The sequence below is a fragment of the Microcoleus sp. B5-D4 genome (assembly GCF_036705145.1).
Classification (GTDB): domain Bacteria; phylum Cyanobacteriota; class Cyanobacteriia; order Cyanobacteriales; family Microcoleaceae; genus Microcoleus.
Genome location: NZ_JAUBTV010000015.1, coordinates 55,818 through 73,067, shown reverse-complemented (window position 1 = coordinate 73,067; position 17,250 = coordinate 55,818). Strand labels below are relative to the sequence as shown.

General features: G+C 45.3%; 8 protein-coding genes. 7 read left to right on the top strand and 1 reads right to left on the bottom strand.

Translation table 11 applies throughout. The features are described 5' to 3' along the window. Positions 1-106: 106 nt before the first annotated feature. On the bottom strand, positions 107-2,758 hold the full coding sequence (alaS, locus tag QUB10_RS10080) for an alanine--tRNA ligase (protein WP_333201713.1): 2,652 nt from the start codon (positions 2,756-2,758) through the stop codon (positions 107-109). 1,120 nt (positions 2,759-3,878) lie between these two features. On the opposite strand from alaS, the gene QUB10_RS10075 reads away from it, so the two are divergent. From QUB10_RS10075 to QUB10_RS10045, 7 genes are all read left to right on the top strand, one after another. Further along, complete coding sequence (locus QUB10_RS10075) at positions 3,879-4,487, top strand: hypothetical protein (protein ID WP_333201711.1); 609 nt, start codon at positions 3,879-3,881, stop codon at positions 4,485-4,487. A gap of 6 nt (positions 4,488-4,493) precedes the next feature. Next, positions 4,494-7,193, top strand: a complete 2,700-nt coding sequence (locus QUB10_RS10070) for an OmpA family protein (protein WP_333201709.1) — start codon at positions 4,494-4,496, stop codon at positions 7,191-7,193. A gap of 2 nt (positions 7,194-7,195) precedes the next feature. Then, positions 7,196-7,732 carry a Rab family GTPase gene (locus QUB10_RS10065; RefSeq protein WP_333201707.1) on the top strand — a complete coding sequence of 179 codons (537 nt, stop codon included), beginning with the start codon at positions 7,196-7,198 and terminating at the stop codon, positions 7,730-7,732. Continuing rightward, the gene (locus QUB10_RS10060) at positions 7,729-9,285 is read left to right on the top strand and encodes a PAS domain-containing sensor histidine kinase (protein ID WP_333201705.1); all 1,557 of its coding nucleotides are present in this window, start codon (positions 7,729-7,731) and stop codon (positions 9,283-9,285) included. Before QUB10_RS10065 ends, QUB10_RS10060 begins: the two co-directional genes overlap by 4 nt. A gap of 57 nt (positions 9,286-9,342) precedes the next feature. Further along, positions 9,343-12,129, top strand: a complete 2,787-nt coding sequence (locus tag QUB10_RS10055) for an adenylate/guanylate cyclase domain-containing protein (RefSeq protein ID WP_333201703.1) — start codon at positions 9,343-9,345, stop codon at positions 12,127-12,129. Positions 12,130-12,212: 83 nt separating this feature from the next. Further along, a complete protein-coding gene (locus tag QUB10_RS10050; protein ID WP_333201701.1) occupies positions 12,213-15,920 on the top strand; it encodes a PAS domain S-box protein in 3,708 nt (1,235 codons plus the stop codon). A 4-nt stretch (positions 15,921-15,924) separates the two neighbouring features. After that, positions 15,925-17,043 (top strand): ATP-binding protein, encoded by a 1,119-nt coding sequence (locus tag QUB10_RS10045; RefSeq protein ID WP_333201699.1) that lies wholly within the window; start codon positions 15,925-15,927, stop codon positions 17,041-17,043. Positions 17,044-17,250: the final 207 nt, after the last annotated feature.

Here is a 17,250-nt window from a genome sequence, read left to right as displayed (position 1 = left end):
TGATTTATGGTTGGGTGGGGGCGGGTTTTCGAGATTGTCGATTATTGGCAATTATGGTTGGTGAACCCGCCCCTACAGTTTCCCCGAAATTACCTGATCCGACTAATTAACCCAACCCTTCAAGCAACAGATTGCGAGCACTTTCCAACGCTTCCTGCAACTTACTTGCATCGCGTCCTCCAGCTTGCGCCAAATTCGGCCGCCCGCCGCCTTTTCCGCCGCAAATTTGAGCAATTCCCCCGATAAACTTGCCAGCTTGCAATCCTTTCTTATTGACTTCTGGACTAAAAGCTGCCACCAAACTTACCTTATCCGGTTCAGGAATTGATGCCAAAACAACCGCAGCATTTCCTAACTTTTGCTGCAATCTTTCCGCCGCAGTTTTCAGCGCTTCTGTATCCACATCACCCAATTGAGCTACAATGATTTTGAATTCGCCAATCGCCTCAGCCGCACTCAGCAACTGGTCGGATTTCGCGATCGCCAATTCCGACTTCACAGCAGCCAAATGTTTCTGAGTATCCTTCAACTCATTCTGCAAATTAGTAATCCGGTTCGGCAATTCTTCAGGCTTCGCCTTAAATCGATCGCCCAAATCGCGCACCACCTTATCCCGCACATTCAAATAGTCCAAAACAGCTTGACCGGAAACCGCTTCAATCCTGCGAGTTCCCGCCGCTACACCCGCCTCGGAAACAATCTTAAACAGCCCGATTTCAGCCGTATTGCTGACGTGAGTCCCGCCGCACAATTCCATCGAAACGCCGGGAAAATCGATAACCCGCACCACGTCGCCGTACTTCTCGCCAAACATCGCAGTCGCGCCTTTTTCCCTCGCAAGGGCGATCGGCATTTCTGCAACGACTGCAGCGTGCGCCTCAGCAATCCAACTATTAACTAAATCCTCAATTTTCTGCAACTCTTCTGCTGTGACAGCGCGCGGAGAATTGAAATCAAACCGCAATCTCTCAGACGATACCAGCGAACCAGCTTGCGAAATCGAATCGTCCACAATTTTCCGCAAAGCTGATTGTAATAAGTGAGTTGCTGTGTGGTTAGCCTGAACTCGACGGCGACCGCTATTGTCAATCTTCGCAGTAATACTATCGCCAACTTTCAGCGTTCCCCGTTCCACAAAGCCGAAATGCACGAAGAAATCCGATTCCTTCTTCACATCATCAACTCTTACTAACAAACCATCACCATTATCTCCCGTTTTCAAATAACCTTTATCCCCAATTTGTCCGCCGGATTCTGCATAAAACGGCGTTTGGTTCAAAACAACTTGTACCTCGGTACCGGCGGCTGCTTCCTCCACAGATTTGCCGTCAACTAAGATAACTTCCACCTCAGCTAAACTCGACAATTCAGCATAACCAACAAACTCAGTTCCCTGGATTGTTTCAGCCAACTTATCCAAAGAACCCTGCACGGTTAAATCAATTGTTTGATGAGCATCTTTACCGCGAGTTCGCTGTTTGTCCATCTCTGCTTTAAAGCCATCTACATCCACAGTAATTCCCTCTTCCTCAGCAATTTCTTGAGTCAGTTCTAAGGGGAAACCGTAGGTATCGTAAAGAATGAAAGCATCTTTACCGCTGATTTGTTGGTTGGTTTGCTGTTTTGTGCGATCGACAATTTCCTCCAGCAGCTTCTCTCCGCGTTCCAAAGTCTTGAGAAACTGCGCTTCTTCCCTTGCCAATTCCGCCTTAATTTGATCTTCCCGCTGCCGCACGTTCGGATAAGCAGCTTCCGAAAGGGCGATCGCACTTTCAGCCACCCGCACCGTAAATTCGCCCTGAATTCCAATCAGTCGCCCGTGGCGCACCACCCGGCGAATCAACCGGCGCAAAATGTAACCCCGACCCACATTCGACGCGCGAATTTCGTCCGCAATCATGTGCACCACAGCCCGAATGTGATCGCCAATTACTTTCAGCGAAACCTTGACTTTTTCATCGCTATTGTGGTAATCAATCCCGGCAATTTCCGCCGCCGATTGAATGATCGGAAAAATCAAATCTGTTTCGTAATTATTGGGGACTTTCTGGAGGATTTGCGCCATCCGTTCCAGTCCCATGCCAGTATCAATATTTTGATTTTGCAGCGGTGTTAAATTGCCCTCTGCATCTTTATTGTACTGCATGAAAACCAGGTTGTAGAATTCGATAAACCTGCTATCATCTTCGAGGTCAATATTGTCGCCTCTTTCCGGGTGAAAATCATAGTAAATCTCCGAACACGGGCCGCAGGGGCCAGTCGGGCCGGATTGCCAGAAATTGTCATCTTCTCCCATGCGCTGAATGCGATCGCCCGGAATGCCAATTTCATCGCGCCAAATCGCAAAAGCTTCGTCATCTTCTCGGAAAACGCTAACAACCAAATTCGACGCTGGTAAACCGAAAACTTCCGTGGAAAGTTCCCACGCCCAGGCGATCGCCTGTTTCTTGAAATAATCCCCGAAACTGAAATTACCCAACATCTCAAAAAACGTGTGGTGGCGGGCGGTGCGGCCGACGTTTTCGATGTCGTTGGTGCGGATGCACTTTTGAGAAGTTGTGGCGCGCGGTGATTCGGCGGTGCGCTGTCCGAGAAATATCGGCTTGAATTGTAGCATTCCGGCGATCGTCAGCAACACCGTCGGATCTTCGGGAACCAAAGAAGCACTCGGCAATATCTTATGTCCCCGCTGGGCATAAAAGTCGAGGAATGTTTGGCGGATTTGGCTGCCACTGAGAAACTTAGGAGAAATAGTCATGACAAGAACTGTTAAGTATGTAAAGATGTAGCAACAATAGAATTTATAGGACTTTTGCACGGGTGTCCAGAAACCGGGTTTTTCAACCAAAATACTTGCTTAAAATCCTCAATCTCGGTGAAAAAACCCGGTTTCTTTGTGGGCGAGTGCGTGAGTGCTAACTTACATCTATTTGGATATTCATATCATTATACTTAGTAATGTAAAGACCTATCAAGTTTTGCAAATTGTGCTTTACTCCTCGGAAAGCTCATGCTAACTTAATAATAGACACCGGGACAGAAAGAGAAAGGAGGTCGCTATATTTAGAAAGAAAGTTCGAGGATATAGGCATGGTGTCTCCGGTCTAGATTCCGAGGCGCAGCAGAAATTAACCGAACACAACTTGGAATAGTGGCGAACTGCCGATCGAGCAGTCAAGCCAAACCGCAGTCAAGTAAGACTTAGTTGTCGTTGCGGATTAAAAGTAAAGCTGCACAAGTTGTAAACCCTAGTAAGTAACAGTTCTCCACCGGAAACACATCTCGTTTGTTAGAAAAAACAAAGTTCTCATATTATTGGGTCTGGTCGCTGTCGATCGGGCCCTATGAATTTTTATAGGGCCTCGCAGGATTCGAGGATTCAAGGGGGAGAGAGGGACCGAGTTCGACTGTATAAGTGCTTTCTGGTCAAAGGCAACATCCCTCGGAGCCGATCGGCGAGCGACCAAGCTTTCGAGTTATATCTTATATATAATTGAACGTGGAGCAAGCCCACCCGCTTTTTGCCGGGACTCCAGCGCTGTGGTATGAGGCACTGTCAAGATGGGATATCATTGAGGATGTCAGCAAGACATTAAAACCTACCCCGCTGTGCTGTATAGCAGCAAAATCTACCCTTCTATGAGCTTGCTGCCAGCCAAGGATAGCCAACCGCCATTTTTGGTGACAAGACCAGGCTCAAAAATTTGAATCTCAGGATATTTAGAGTCAACACTCTAAAAAATCCCATCCCCGACGCAGGGGTGAGAGTTCAAAAAATAACAGCCCGCCCCGTCAAAAAAGCTAGTGCCACCAACAACGCTAGTAAATCACTAGCACAGTTCTTAAACTCACAATTTCCGGAGATTCCAGGTGCAAGTATGGCCGAAATAACTAAAGAAGAAATGCGCGAACGGCTGGGAAATATTGACCAGATCCGGGATATAATTTTCGGAGCGCAGCTTAGAGAATACGATAATCGCTTCGATAAAATAGATTCCGACTTGTCCATGATGCAGCAAGATATGCAAACTCGCATCGAACAAGTAAAAACAGTTCTTTCAGGAGAAATGAGGGCGGCTGTTGATTCGTTAGAAAAGAAAGTTAAATCGCTCACCTCAAACACCCAAGAAGAAAGCGCCGATATCCGGCAGCAAGTCGATCGCATTAACCGCAAATTCTCCAGCAGCATGGAAGCCCTCGACGAGGCGATAGACAATCAAACCAGTTCGCTTCGCGACGAACTCTCCCAAACCAGAGAGCGACTATCTGAAGAAACCCGCACTTTGAAAACACAGGTTTTTGAAGAGCTCGATCGTCGCTTTTCCATGCTCAGAGATGTTAAAGTTTCCAGAGACGACATGGCAGAAATTCTGTTTGAACTCGGCATGAGGCTCAAAGGAACAGAATTTGTGCCCGAACTTAAAGGCGTTGCGGATAATAAGTTAAATAACGAATTTCTGTTGCCGGAGCGCCACCATCACGGATAATAACGCATGGCTTTACCGAAAGAAAATCCGGCTGACGACAATGAGTTAGAGGGTTTTGTTTCTCAACCTGACGAGTCTGCTGCGGATGCAGCAACCCAGCTAGAACCCTTGTTGAATCTGTTAGTAGATCTCAAAATTTTTGCGGGTTCAAACCAGCAAAATGCAGAGCCCGAAGATGACAGCAGCGGGGAAAATAATCAAGCTGGGGCCCTCGGCGGGTTGATGGATTTGTTAGGTATTTCTGAGCAAGCGCCAGAGGAAGTTGCAGCGAGTGTACCCGAAACAGGATCTCGCCAACCGGAGTCTGGGGATTCCCCGCCTGTTGCAGACGAGTTCAAAAGTTTGCTATTCGCTACTCACAAACTCAACACTTCAGAACTGGAAAAAGACTATTCCTCAGCTAAAACTATAGATGTTTCCGCGATCGCCCAGCCGGATATCGAGGAGGAATCACAGCCTGTCGAAGAATTGTCTAACTTGACAATGAAAGATTCTCTACAGTACGTACAGGCTCAAAAATCCCACGGGTTCGATCGGCATTTACAGGATGTTTCCGCTCCCGAAACCGAGTCAAAACCCTCGGTAATTCCCCATAACCCCATAATTTCCACAGTCTCAGAGCCACCAGAAACTGCATATTTAGATCCGGTGGTTGCTTCGACTCTAGAAATCCCTCACTTACTAGAACAGCCTGCTGAAATATTAGGCCAAATTAAACAGGATTTAAATGAAGCCGACAGCGCGATGGAAAGGCTGCAAAATCTGATGTTCGGCTCAAAAATGTCGGATATAGAGCAAGTCAAAAATCTTCTGGCAGAAAACGACTTGCCGGGGGTGCGCCACCTGATGGGAACAATCAACGATAAATTAGGAAAATTGGAGCACCAAATCTACGATCCCCAAGAGTTGATTGAGTTGATGTTGCCTTGGATCGCAGAAATTCTCAGTCGCAAAGTGGCCGATTCCAGAGAAGAAGTTGTTAAGGCGATCGTTCCCATTATTGACGAAGTGATTAGGGCAAAAACTCAGGAAAACAAGTCGGCAATGAGTGCGGCAATAGCTGAGCTGCTTCCCGACGCACTTGCTCAACAAATAGTGAATTCGCCAGCGGATATTGCTAACGCGATCGCCCCAGAAATTGGTCTGGCAATTAAAGAGCAAATTCGCCTTGACCAAGAGTCGATCGCTCAAGCCCTCGCCCCCGAAATGGGCAAAGCGATTACAGCCCAAATAAGACTCGAACGCGACTCTATGGTGGATGCGCTCTATCCCGTAATTGGCAGTACAATTTCCCGATACATGGCAGAAGCTATCAAGACAATCAATGAAAAAGTGTCAAATGCCCTCAGCGTCGAAGGAGTTCAGCGCAAAATTCGCTCCAAAGTACAAGGTGTCTCCGAAGCTGAATTAATCCTCAAAGAATCAATACCCTTTACCGTCCAAGCAGCATTCTTAATTCATAAAGCATCAGGCTTGGTTATTTCCGAAGTTCAAAACTCCGAAAGCTACCAGTTAGAATCAGAAATGGTAGCAGGAATGCTGACAGCTATTCGCAGCTTTGTTAACGAGTGCATCGTGCAGCCGGGAGAAATTTCCGAACTCAATCAAATTGAATACGGCGACTCAAAAATTATGCTAGAAGTAGCGGGATATTGCTACATGGCCGTCGTGATAAAAGGAGAACCGCCACAGTCGTTCATCAACAAACTGCGGCAAACAGTTAGTAATCTCATCCTTAATTATGCTAAAGTAATTCACGAGTTTAATGGCGACCCCGGTACTATACCGGAGTCGCTGCACCCGTGCATAAAAAGTTTATTCGACCCGCTGCAAAAGGAAAAATCAACAAAACCCCCGATCGCCCTTGCGGCTATCAGTTTAGCCGCCCTAAGCTTAATCTTAGTACCTTGGGGGATTTATCAGTATCGCAGCAACATTTACCGTCGCCTCGAAGCAAATGCCATCGCAGCTTTAGCCTCGACTCCCCAATTAGCAGTTTACCGCTTAGATGTTACAGTTGATGGCAAAACTTTAAAGCTAACCGGAAAGTTGCCAAATCAAGAATTACGGGTACAAGCCGAAAAAATAGCCGCATCAACTGCACCGAAATTGCAATTAGATAATAGAATTCTAGCTGTAGATGTCCCCCCAGATCCAGTTTTGACGGCGGCCGAGGTACAGCGGATTACCGCTGTTTTGAATCAGAAAGAGGGCCTTTCTATTTCTACGCGGTATGGCGATCGTAAAGTTACAGTAGAGGGAACCGTTAGAGACGGTGCAGACGGACAGAAAATAGCTCAGTCCCTGAAGCAAATTCCCGGTGTTCAATCGGTGATTAGCACAATTAAATTAGATCCGCTGAAAATTACAAGCCGCATTTACTTCCAGCAAGGAACGGCAAAATTAGACCCTACATACGGAGAAATCATCGCCAGTGTCAAAAATTTCATGGATCAATATCCTCAAAAACAGATTAAGATAATTGGACACAGCGATCGAACTGGGGAAATTGCTACAAATCAACAGTTGTCGCTGAGGCGTGCCGCAGCAGTGCGAGATGCTTTAGTGCGGCAGGGTGCTGACCCAAAGCGCCTCCAAACGGTTGGCATCCCCCATCCTCCTGGCGACGTGGAACCCAATCAACCACGACTTTTAAGCAGATGCGTGCTATTTGAACCAATAACTAAGACAATAAACAGTAAATAATTATGTCAGTTACTATATCTAAAAAAATGTGCATGATTGGGGATTTCGGCGTGGGTAAAACTAGCCTAATCCGCCGTTTTGTCGATCGGCAATTCAGCGACCAATACCTCTCCACAGTAGGAGTAAAAATTTCCAGCAAAATCGTAGAATTAGAAGGGGTAAAACAGCAGGAAAATGTGACTGCAAAGTTGCTGATTTGGGACTTAGAAGGGCATACAAAATTCAAAGGAATAGCACCGACTTACTTGCAGGGAGCTAGCGGCGTTTTAATCGTTGCCGATGTCAGCCGCTCCGAAACAGTTGAGCGAATATCCGAACACATTCAGCTTTTTTCTGCAGTCAATCCTAAAGGGTCAATTATCGTCGCTTTGAACAAAGTAGACTTGATTGACGAGGAAAAATTGGCGCTGCTAGTGGAAATATCCCATTCGATAGGTCAAGACAAAGTAATAGGAGTTTACACAACATCTGCTAAAACAGGCAAAGACGTTGACGAAATTTTCTACAAACTAGCTTACACAATGGTAGAACAAGTATGAACCCCCTGTTAAGAAAGCTGTTAGGGCCACGACAAACACAGTATTTTCTAGTAAATCACCATTTTATCATTCAGGCAACCTCCGCCGAAGTGCAGCATTATGCTGATATTCCGGGCGACGCGATACCAGGTGCAGATGCTCGCCTGAGTTTTCCCGAACTGATTGGCATTGAAAATATCCTCATGTCTATCATTATGGGACGGCTCCCTGGTTTTGAAGTCAAAGGTATCGCTCGGTTTGCCGACCAGAACCGCCCTTTATACTTTGATATGTTGGCTATCAAATATGAAGAAGAACAAGAATATGTGCCAAGTAAATTGCTAATTTTGATAGAAGATACCACCGAAAAGATGGTAATGAAGCAATCGTTGATTCAGAGGGCGAATGAAGCTAATCTTTTGGTTAGTGCCTTAGCGGCTTCTAAAGATTATATAGATAAAGTTATTCGTTCGATGGGCGATGCTTTGTTGGTCACAACAACATTAGGAACTATCAAAACAATCAATCAATCAGCCCAATGGTTATTTGGGTATAGCGAAGCAGAATTTATCGGCAAACCCCTGTCTTTAATAGTAGTAGAAGAAACATTAATTTACCAAGCTCGCCACCGCTATATTTTGTCTCAGAAAGAGCTGCGTAGAGAACTAGAAATAGTCTGCACTACTAAAGCAGGAGAAGAAATTTGGGTAGAATTTTCCTGTTCGGCAATTCAGACAGAATTAGAGGGACTTTACGATTTAATTTATATAGGCAGGGACATCACAGAACGCAAACAACAAGAAATAGAAATTCGCCGCTCTTTGGCAAAAGAGCAAGAACTCAGACAGGTAAAATCTCGTTTTTTCTCGATGATTGCTCACGAATTTGGCAATCCTTTAAATACAATATTATTTGCTACTAAAATCCTCCAAGACTACGGCGACGAAATCACCCACGAGGAAAAACAAGAATACCTCGCACACGTTAAATCCGCATCTAAACACATGGCTCAGCTATTAGATGACGTGCGGTTGCTCAGCAGCGCCGAAGCAGGAAAACTCGAATTCTATCCCGCACCAGTTGACTTAAAACAATTTTGCAGCGAGTTAGTAGAATCAATTACAATTAGTTATGGAAAAAATCATACAATTAACTTTATTTATCAAGAATTAGTTACGCCAGCGAAAAAAGATGATAGCGACTCGCAGGAAACGCAACAGTTGCCCGCACTAGATCCAAAATTGCTGCGGCACATATTGACAAATTTGCTGTCAAATGCTGTCAAATATTCGCCCCTCGACAGCCATATTTATTTGGAATTAAATTGTCAGAATAATGAAGAAGCTATATTTAAAATTAAAGATGCAGGCATTGGCATTCCTCTCGAAGACCAGGAACAACTCTTTGAATCTTATTATCGAGCGAAAAATGTCGGAAAAATACCCGGTACAGGACTGGGTTTATCCATAGTCAAGCAGTGTGTAGATTTGCACGGAGGTCAAATCGAATTTTCCAGCGAGATCGGGTTAGGCACTACCTTTATAGTCAGAATTCCCTTTGAGAAACAGAGATAAATAGATGGATTTTCGATTATTCGATACACAGGGCGCATTCACTACTAAGAATCTCACATGAAAACCTTGTTTAAAAAACTGTTAGTTCCCCACCACTTGGAGTACCTAGCACTGGATAAAGATTTTTTAATCCAAGAGAAGTCTCTCAAAGTGGAGCGGTTCGGCGACTTTCCCGATGAAGTAGTCGCCGGCAACGATGTCCGCATTCCCTTCCCCGAATTGGTGGGAACTGAAGAAATTTTAATCGATATTTTTGAAAGACGTTTGCCAAATTTTGAATTAAAAGCGATCACGCGGGTATTAGAAAATGGCTCGCGGCTTTATTTTGATATGTATATCGTGCAGTTCACCAATGACGAGAATTATCAGAGATTAATTATATTTTTTCAAGACGTAAGCGACAGGATGGCTTTAGAACAAACTCTAGTCCAAGCTACCAATGAAATGGATATTTTATTGAGTACCTTAGCCGATACTAATAATTATGTTGAAAAAATTATTACTTCAATGGCAGAAGTTTTGTTGGTAACAACAGCCTCGGGAAAAATAAAAAAACTCAATCAAGCTGCTCAAGATTTGTTCGGTTACAGGGAATCAGAATTAGTAGGCCAGCAAATAGAAGTTCTTGCTGCTTTTGGCTCCTCTTTGCAAGCAGTCAGCCAAGATGAGCCTCAACAATCGCAAACTAATGCCGAAGTAATTTGCACGGCAAAAAGCGGAGAAAAGCTCACAGTTTCGTTTTCCTGTACGGCGATTCCGACGGACATTAAAGGCATTTCTGGATCTTCGCCCGCCGTTCAAGATTTCGTGTACATCGGCCGCGATGTCACAGATAGACAGCGCGCCCGCAAGCGAAAAACAGCTCAGTACGTCACCACTCGCATCCTGTCGGCATCCGAAACAATCAAAAAAGCTATAGCAGCAATTCTCCCCGTAATTTGCGACAGCTTGGGATGGGATACCGCCGAACTTTGGATGCCTGAAGCTGGGGAAAAACTGTTGTCAGAAACTAAGAGAATAACTGCGGTTTCCGACCCCAATTTGCTTCGGTGCGTCGCCAGTTGGACAAAACGCTCAGTTTCTATCCCCAAATTTGCCGAATTCACCGAACAAATGACTTGTGCGTTTGGCGAAGGATTACCGGGTTTCGTTTGGGCTAGCGGTTCATCTCAGTGGATTGCCGATGTCACAAAAAGCGACAGTTGTATGCGCCGAGAAATAGCCGCAGAAGAAGGATTACACGGAGCTTTTGGTTTCCCAATTTTGGGCGACTACGAGGCGGAAACTTCTGCAAGATCTGTGTTGGGGGTGATGACTTTTTTCAGCCGTGAAGTGCAGTGTTTTGATGAAGAATTGCTCCAAACAATGGGGACAATCGGCAGCCAAATCGGTCAATTTATCAAGCGCAAGCAAGCGGAAATAGCTTTGCGGGAAAGCGAAGAACAACTGCGAGACTTATTTGAAAATGCTACTGACTTAATTCAAAGTATAGGAGCGGACGGTCATTTTTTGTATGTAAATCGGGCTTGGCGGGAAACTCTGGGCTACAGCGAAGCAGAAATTGCTCAAATGACGGTTTTTGATATCATTCATCCGAACAGTTCCCCAGAGTCTCTGGATATATTATATCAAGCTATTACCCAAAAAACGGTAAATGAAAATACCTTGTATCCAGAATCGATTGAAGTAATATTTATCACTAAATATCACGAACAAATTTTGTTGGAAGGCAGCCTAAGCTGTAAGTTTGCGGATGGTTCGCTAGTAGCGATTCGCGCTATTTTGCGAGACATTACTGCTCGAAAAATGACAGAAGACGCCCTGGCAAAATCTGTGTCCCTGCTGCAAGCAACTTTTGATTCTACTGCTGATGGTATTTTAGCTACTGACAGGAGCGGAAAAATAGTCACTTTCAATCGAGAATTTGTGGAAATGTGGGGCATACCTAACGAAGTGATGGCACTGCGAGATAACGCGGCAACGATCGCCTTTGTCCTGAACCAGCTCAAAGACCCCCAAGCATTTCAAGAGAGAATAGAGTCGCTTGACGAGCAGCCCGAAGCCGAAAGTTACGATTTGTTGGAATTTCAAGACGGCAGATTTTTTGAACGCTATTCGGAACCGCAGCGGCTGGGAGATAAAATTATCGGCCGAGTCTGGAGTTACCACGACATTACGGAACGCAAGCAAGCAGAAGATGCCCTGCGGGAAGAACAAGAAAAATCAGAAAAGCTGCTGTTAAATATCTTGCCCAAGGCAATAGCAGAACGCCTCAAGCAAAACGAAACTACTATTGCCGAATACTTTCCAGAAGTGACTGTTTTGTTCGCTGACATTGTGGGGTTTACTGCTTTGTCTGCCGTCATGAATCCGATCGAACTGGTGGATCTTCTGAATCAGATTTTCTCAGGATTTGACCTTTTGTGCGAACAGCACGGCCTAGAGAAAATCAAGACCATCGGCGACGCATACATGGCGGTGGGAGGGCTCCCTGAACCCAGGGCAGACCACGCAGACGCGATCGCCCAAATGGCCCTTGATATGCAAGCAGAAATAGCCCGATTTAATGCTAGCCATAATAAATATTTTAGCATCCGCATCGGCATTCACAGCGGCCCGGTTGTTGCCGGAGTAATTGGAATCAAAAAGTTTATTTACGATTTGTGGGGCGACACAGTAAATATTGCTTCCCGCATGGAATCTCACGGTTTGCCTTGGCGGATTCAAGTCAGCGAAACTACTTATAAGTTATTAGAACACAAATATGTATTTCAGGAGCGGGGAACTATTGAAGTTAAAGGCAAAGGGGGAATGAAAACTTATATTCTCATTGGTAGAAAATAATGCCGATCATCAGTCATAAGTCATCTGGCTGATGACTAAAAGTGTTGCTAAAGTTAATTAACAATACTTTTTGACCAAGACTAATGGAACTTGCTAATTTGTCGGCCAATTTACGATCGCCCGACGAAGCTGTCGATCGCCACCCAGTCACGGTTGCGCCCTCCACTTCCATCGGGGATGCGATCGCCCTGATGCGTCGGGCGATCGACCCTTGCCCACTGCCTAATGCCCCTGCACTTCCCGACTCAAATGAAACGGTAAAAGCATCGATTAGTTGCGTCTTAGTTGTCGATGAAAATCAGCTAGTCGGACTGCTAAGCCCGGAAGATGTGCTGAACTTAGCCGCCTCCGAATACGGATGGCAAGACATGAAAGTTGCCGACGCAATGACGCGGAATTTAATGGTCTTAAAAGAATCAGAATTTACAGATCTTATTACCGCATTTAAGCTATTTTGTCAATACTCGATCGATTGCTTGCCAATTGTAGATGAACGGGGTCAGCTCCTAGGTTTAGTCAGCGAAAAAACGATTCGCCCCGCAATGTATAGCTGGATGGAGGCACTGAATCAAGAAGTGGCAAAACTCCAGGAACAATGCGAACTGTTAGAGGGCAATTGTGAACTAGAAAAAGTCAGCGATCGCCAAAATGCCGAAAATGCCCTGCAGCAGAGCGAGGCGCGCTACCAGGCGATTGTGGAAGACCAAACCGAACTGATTTGCCGCTACCTCCCCGACGGTAAAATAACTTTTGTCAATCAAGCTTACTGCCGTTATTTCGGCTTGCAACCAGAAGACTTGCTCGGCAACAGCTTCATGTCCCTGCTGCCAGATGCAGACCGAGAAATTTTTCAACAGCAATATACTTCTGTGTCTCCCGACAACTCTATTTTTACCTGCGAGCACCGAGTAATTTTGCCGAGCGGGGAAATTCGCTGGCAGCAGTGGATCGATCGGGCTATATTCAACGAGAGCGGACAAATCGTCGAGTATCAAGCTGCAGGCCGGGATGTCACGGATCGCAAACAAGCAGAAATCGCTTTGCAGCAGCTCAATGCAGAGTTAGAACGGAGAGTGCTGCAGCGGACACAATGGTACGAAATGGCAGTATCGGCCGGCAAAGTGGGGGTTTGGGACTGGAATTTGGAAACCGACGAAATCTATATTGCTCCGTCTTTGAAAGCTTTGTTGGGCTATCAGGACGCAGAGATTCCTAACCGCATGGAAAATTGGGCATCTCACGTTCATCCCGACGATCGAGTTGCAGTCGAGGAAGCAGTAAAGGCTTATCTAGAGGGTGTGACAGAAAGTTATGAAGTAGAACACCGGATGCTGCGTAAAGACGGCAGCACCTGCTGGATACTTGCCCGCGGCAGCGCGATCCGATCGGCGGACGGCAAGGCTTGCCGCCTGACTGGCACTGACACCGACATTACCGATCGCAAATTGACCGAAGAAAAACTCCAAAAATCCGAAGCCGAACTGCTAGCGCTGTTTAACGCCATGACGGATATCGTGCTGGTTTTCGACGCCAGCGGCCGCTACCTCAAAATCGCCCCCACGGCTCCCGAACTGCTGTACAAACCGGCTCCTGAAGTGCTGGGCAAAACCCTCGCTGAAATCTTCCCAGAAGCGGAAGCTAATTTTGCCCTGAACCACATTCGCCAAACGTTGGCATCTGGGGAAACCCACAGAGTTGAATACAGGATGGAAATTGGCTGCAAATTATTTTGGTTTGATGCCAGTATTTCGCCGCTGGAGCTCGATCGGGTGATGTGGGTCGCCCGAGACATTACCGCTCGCAAACACGCAGAAGCTGCACTGCAAAAGAGCGAGGAAAAGTTTCGCAACTTATTTGACGATGCTCCGATCGCGCTTGGTTTGGCAAGCGTGCGCGACTACCGCACGATCAAAGTGAATGAAGCTCACCGCCAGATGTTGGGCTACAGCGATTCGGAGTTGGCTACGATGACTTTTACTGAACTCACGCATCCAGAAGATGTACAAGCAGATGTGGAGCAAGTCAAGCAGTTGGTGGAGGGCAATATTTCTCGCTTCCAAATGGAAAAACGCTTGATTAAGAAGAATGGCGAGCTGATGTGGGCAAACTTGACGGTGACGCTGATCCGCGACCGCGAGGCCATTCCTCTCTACAGCATGGCTGCGATCGAAGATATTAGCGATCGCAAGCGAGCCGAAATGGAATTGCAACAGTTAAAAGAACGGCTGCAATTTTTGCTTGCTTCTAATCCGGCGGTAATTTTTACAGCCGCACCGACAGGGGACTTTTGTACTACTTACATCAGCGACAACGTTCAGACAATCGTTGGCTACGAACCCCAAGAATTGTTAGCAGATTGTAAATTTTGGTCTAGCCGAATTCACCCTGAAGATCGGTCAGAATTTCTAGTAAAATTTTCGGATTTGTGCCAGGAAAAAAATTGCATTTGCGAGTACCGTTTTCTACACCAAGACGGAATTTACCGCTGGCTAAGGACGGAACTAAAACTATTGGTTGACAGCAAGGGCGTTCCGATCGAAATTATTGGTTATGCCGCTGATATCAGCAATTCTAAATACGCCGAACTCGCTAGGGGGCAGCAGTTCGAGCAAGAACGGCTTGTGGAGGCGATCGCCCGTCGTGTCCGCCAGTCTTTGCAATTAGAAGAAATTCTCAACACCACGGTTGCGGAACTCCAGCAAGTATTATTAGCCGATCGAGTTTTGGTTTATCAACTTTTACCCAAAAACGGCGGCCGAGTCATTGCTGAAGCCGTCGCAGAAGGATGCAGCCAACTCGTAGATAGATGTTTTGGCGAAGAGGCTTTTCCGGCTGAAATTTATCAGCTTTATTTGCAAGGGCGAATTTCTGCGATCTCCGAACGGGATGACCCCTGCATTACACCTTGTGTGGTGGAGTTTATGAAAAAAATTCAAGTTAGGGCAAAGTTAGTAGTGCCGATTATTCAGCACAGCGAACTTTGGGGATTGCTGATTGCCCACCAATGCGATGGCCCTCGTGATTGGAAAGAATCGGAAATCAATTTATTTCAGCAGTTGGTGAATCAATTGGCGATCGCCATTCAGCAATCTCTACTTTACCAGCAACTGCAAGCTGAACTGAGCGATCGCAAACAAGCGGAAGCAAATTTGAAAAACTCCCTCAAAGAAAAAGAAATTTTGCTCAAAGAAATTCACCACCGCGTCAAAAACAACCTCTGCGTAGTTGCCAGTCTGTTAGAATTGCAATCGAACACAGTTGCCGACCCGCAAGTAAGCAAAATGTTTGAAGAAAGTCAGAATCGCCTTTATTCTATGGCTCTGATTCACGAAAAACTGTACCGTTCGACTAACCTAGCGCAAATTAATTTTGGCGAATATCTCGAAGATTTGGTAAGTAACTTGTTTCACTCTTACAATATTAGCAACAACCAAATTCAGTTGCAGGTATTAGCTGAGCCAATTTCCCTAAATCTTGAAACTGCTACTCCCTGCGGTTTAATTGCCAATGAATTGGTTTCAAATACCCTGAAACACGCTTTTCCTGATGGCATAACTGGTACAGTTAGTGTAGAATGCTATCAAACGGGCGATCGAGAAATCAACCTCTTAGTTAAGGACAACGGCATTGGCTTTCCTCAAAATTTAGATTTTCGGAAAACTCACTCAATGGGGTTTCAAGTTGTCTGCACTTTAACCGAGCAGTTAGAAGGAACCATCGAAATCTCCAGAGAATTTGGTACATCCTTTCACTTAAAATTTAACGAGTTAAACTACTTTCAAAGATTGTAACAATATGAGCTTGGTCGTAAAACCAATTAATATTTTGATTGTCGAAGACGAACTGTTAATTGCTAAAAATTTATCCCCTAAATTAGAAAAGTTGGGATATCAAATCGCCGATATCGTTTCTTCAGGAGCGGATGCCATCCAGCGCGCCCGCGAACTAAAACCCGATTTAATTTTAATGGACATAGTTATCAAAGGCGACATTGACGGCATAGAAACAGCAGCAATAATTAATCAAGAATTAGATATACCAATTATCTATACAACTGCCTATGCTGACGACGAAACTTTGCAGCGAGCCGAAAATACTGGTTCTTACGGCTACCTGCTCAAACCTTTTAAAGAAAGAGAAATGCACGCCACTATCAAGATAGCACTTAGTAAACATCAAGAAGCAGTTAGTCTGAAAAAATTAATGGCATTAGCAGCAGAAAAAAGCGAAAACAGATCGCGCTTTATTTCAATGGCTTACCACGATTTAAACACTCCTTTAACTACTATACAGCTATCGGCTGAAATGCTAGAAGATAGCGACTTGCAGAGACACCCCGGAACTACCCATAAAAATGTTGACCGCATTAAAAAAGCCGTCAGTAATATGAGTGGGTTGCTGGAAGATATTTTAATGCTTAGCAAAGCTGAAGCCGGCAAAATCTCCTTAAATTTAAATCAGATTAATGCGACGGATTTATGCAATTCTATTTTAGAAGAACTGCAACCTATCGTCACCGACAAACACCTAGTACATTTCCGCAGTCACACAAATCCGCTGCACGCCAATCTTGATGCAAAACTACTGCACCACGTTCTGACTAATTTGCTTTCAAACGCCATTAAATATTCTCCAAACGGCGGCAAGGTAAGTTTAGACTTAAGCTGCGAAAACCAACAAATAATTTTGTGCGTTCGAGATGAGGGAATTGGGATGACACCGGAATATCAAGGAAAATTATTTCAGCAGTTTGAACGGGGTGCTAATGTAGGCAAAATTAAAGGATCGGGTTTGGGACTCTGCATTGTCAAACACATAGTTGACCTGCACGGCGGTACAATAAGTGTGGAAAGTGAACTAGGTAAAGGTACTACATTTATGGTCGCGCTGCCTTTTTTAGTTAGTAGTCATTAGTCCGTAGTCAGTCGTCAGTAGTCATTAGTCATGTCCGGTAAAATAAGCACAATACTTGTAGGGGCGGGTTTCACCAACAATCTATCATCCAGACTAACAATCTACATAAACCCGCCCCCACCACGCGACAGAATTTCATCGCGGACAATTCAACGGAGAGGAGATAAAAGTATCGGGGGGGCGGGTTTATGAGATTGTAGATTACAG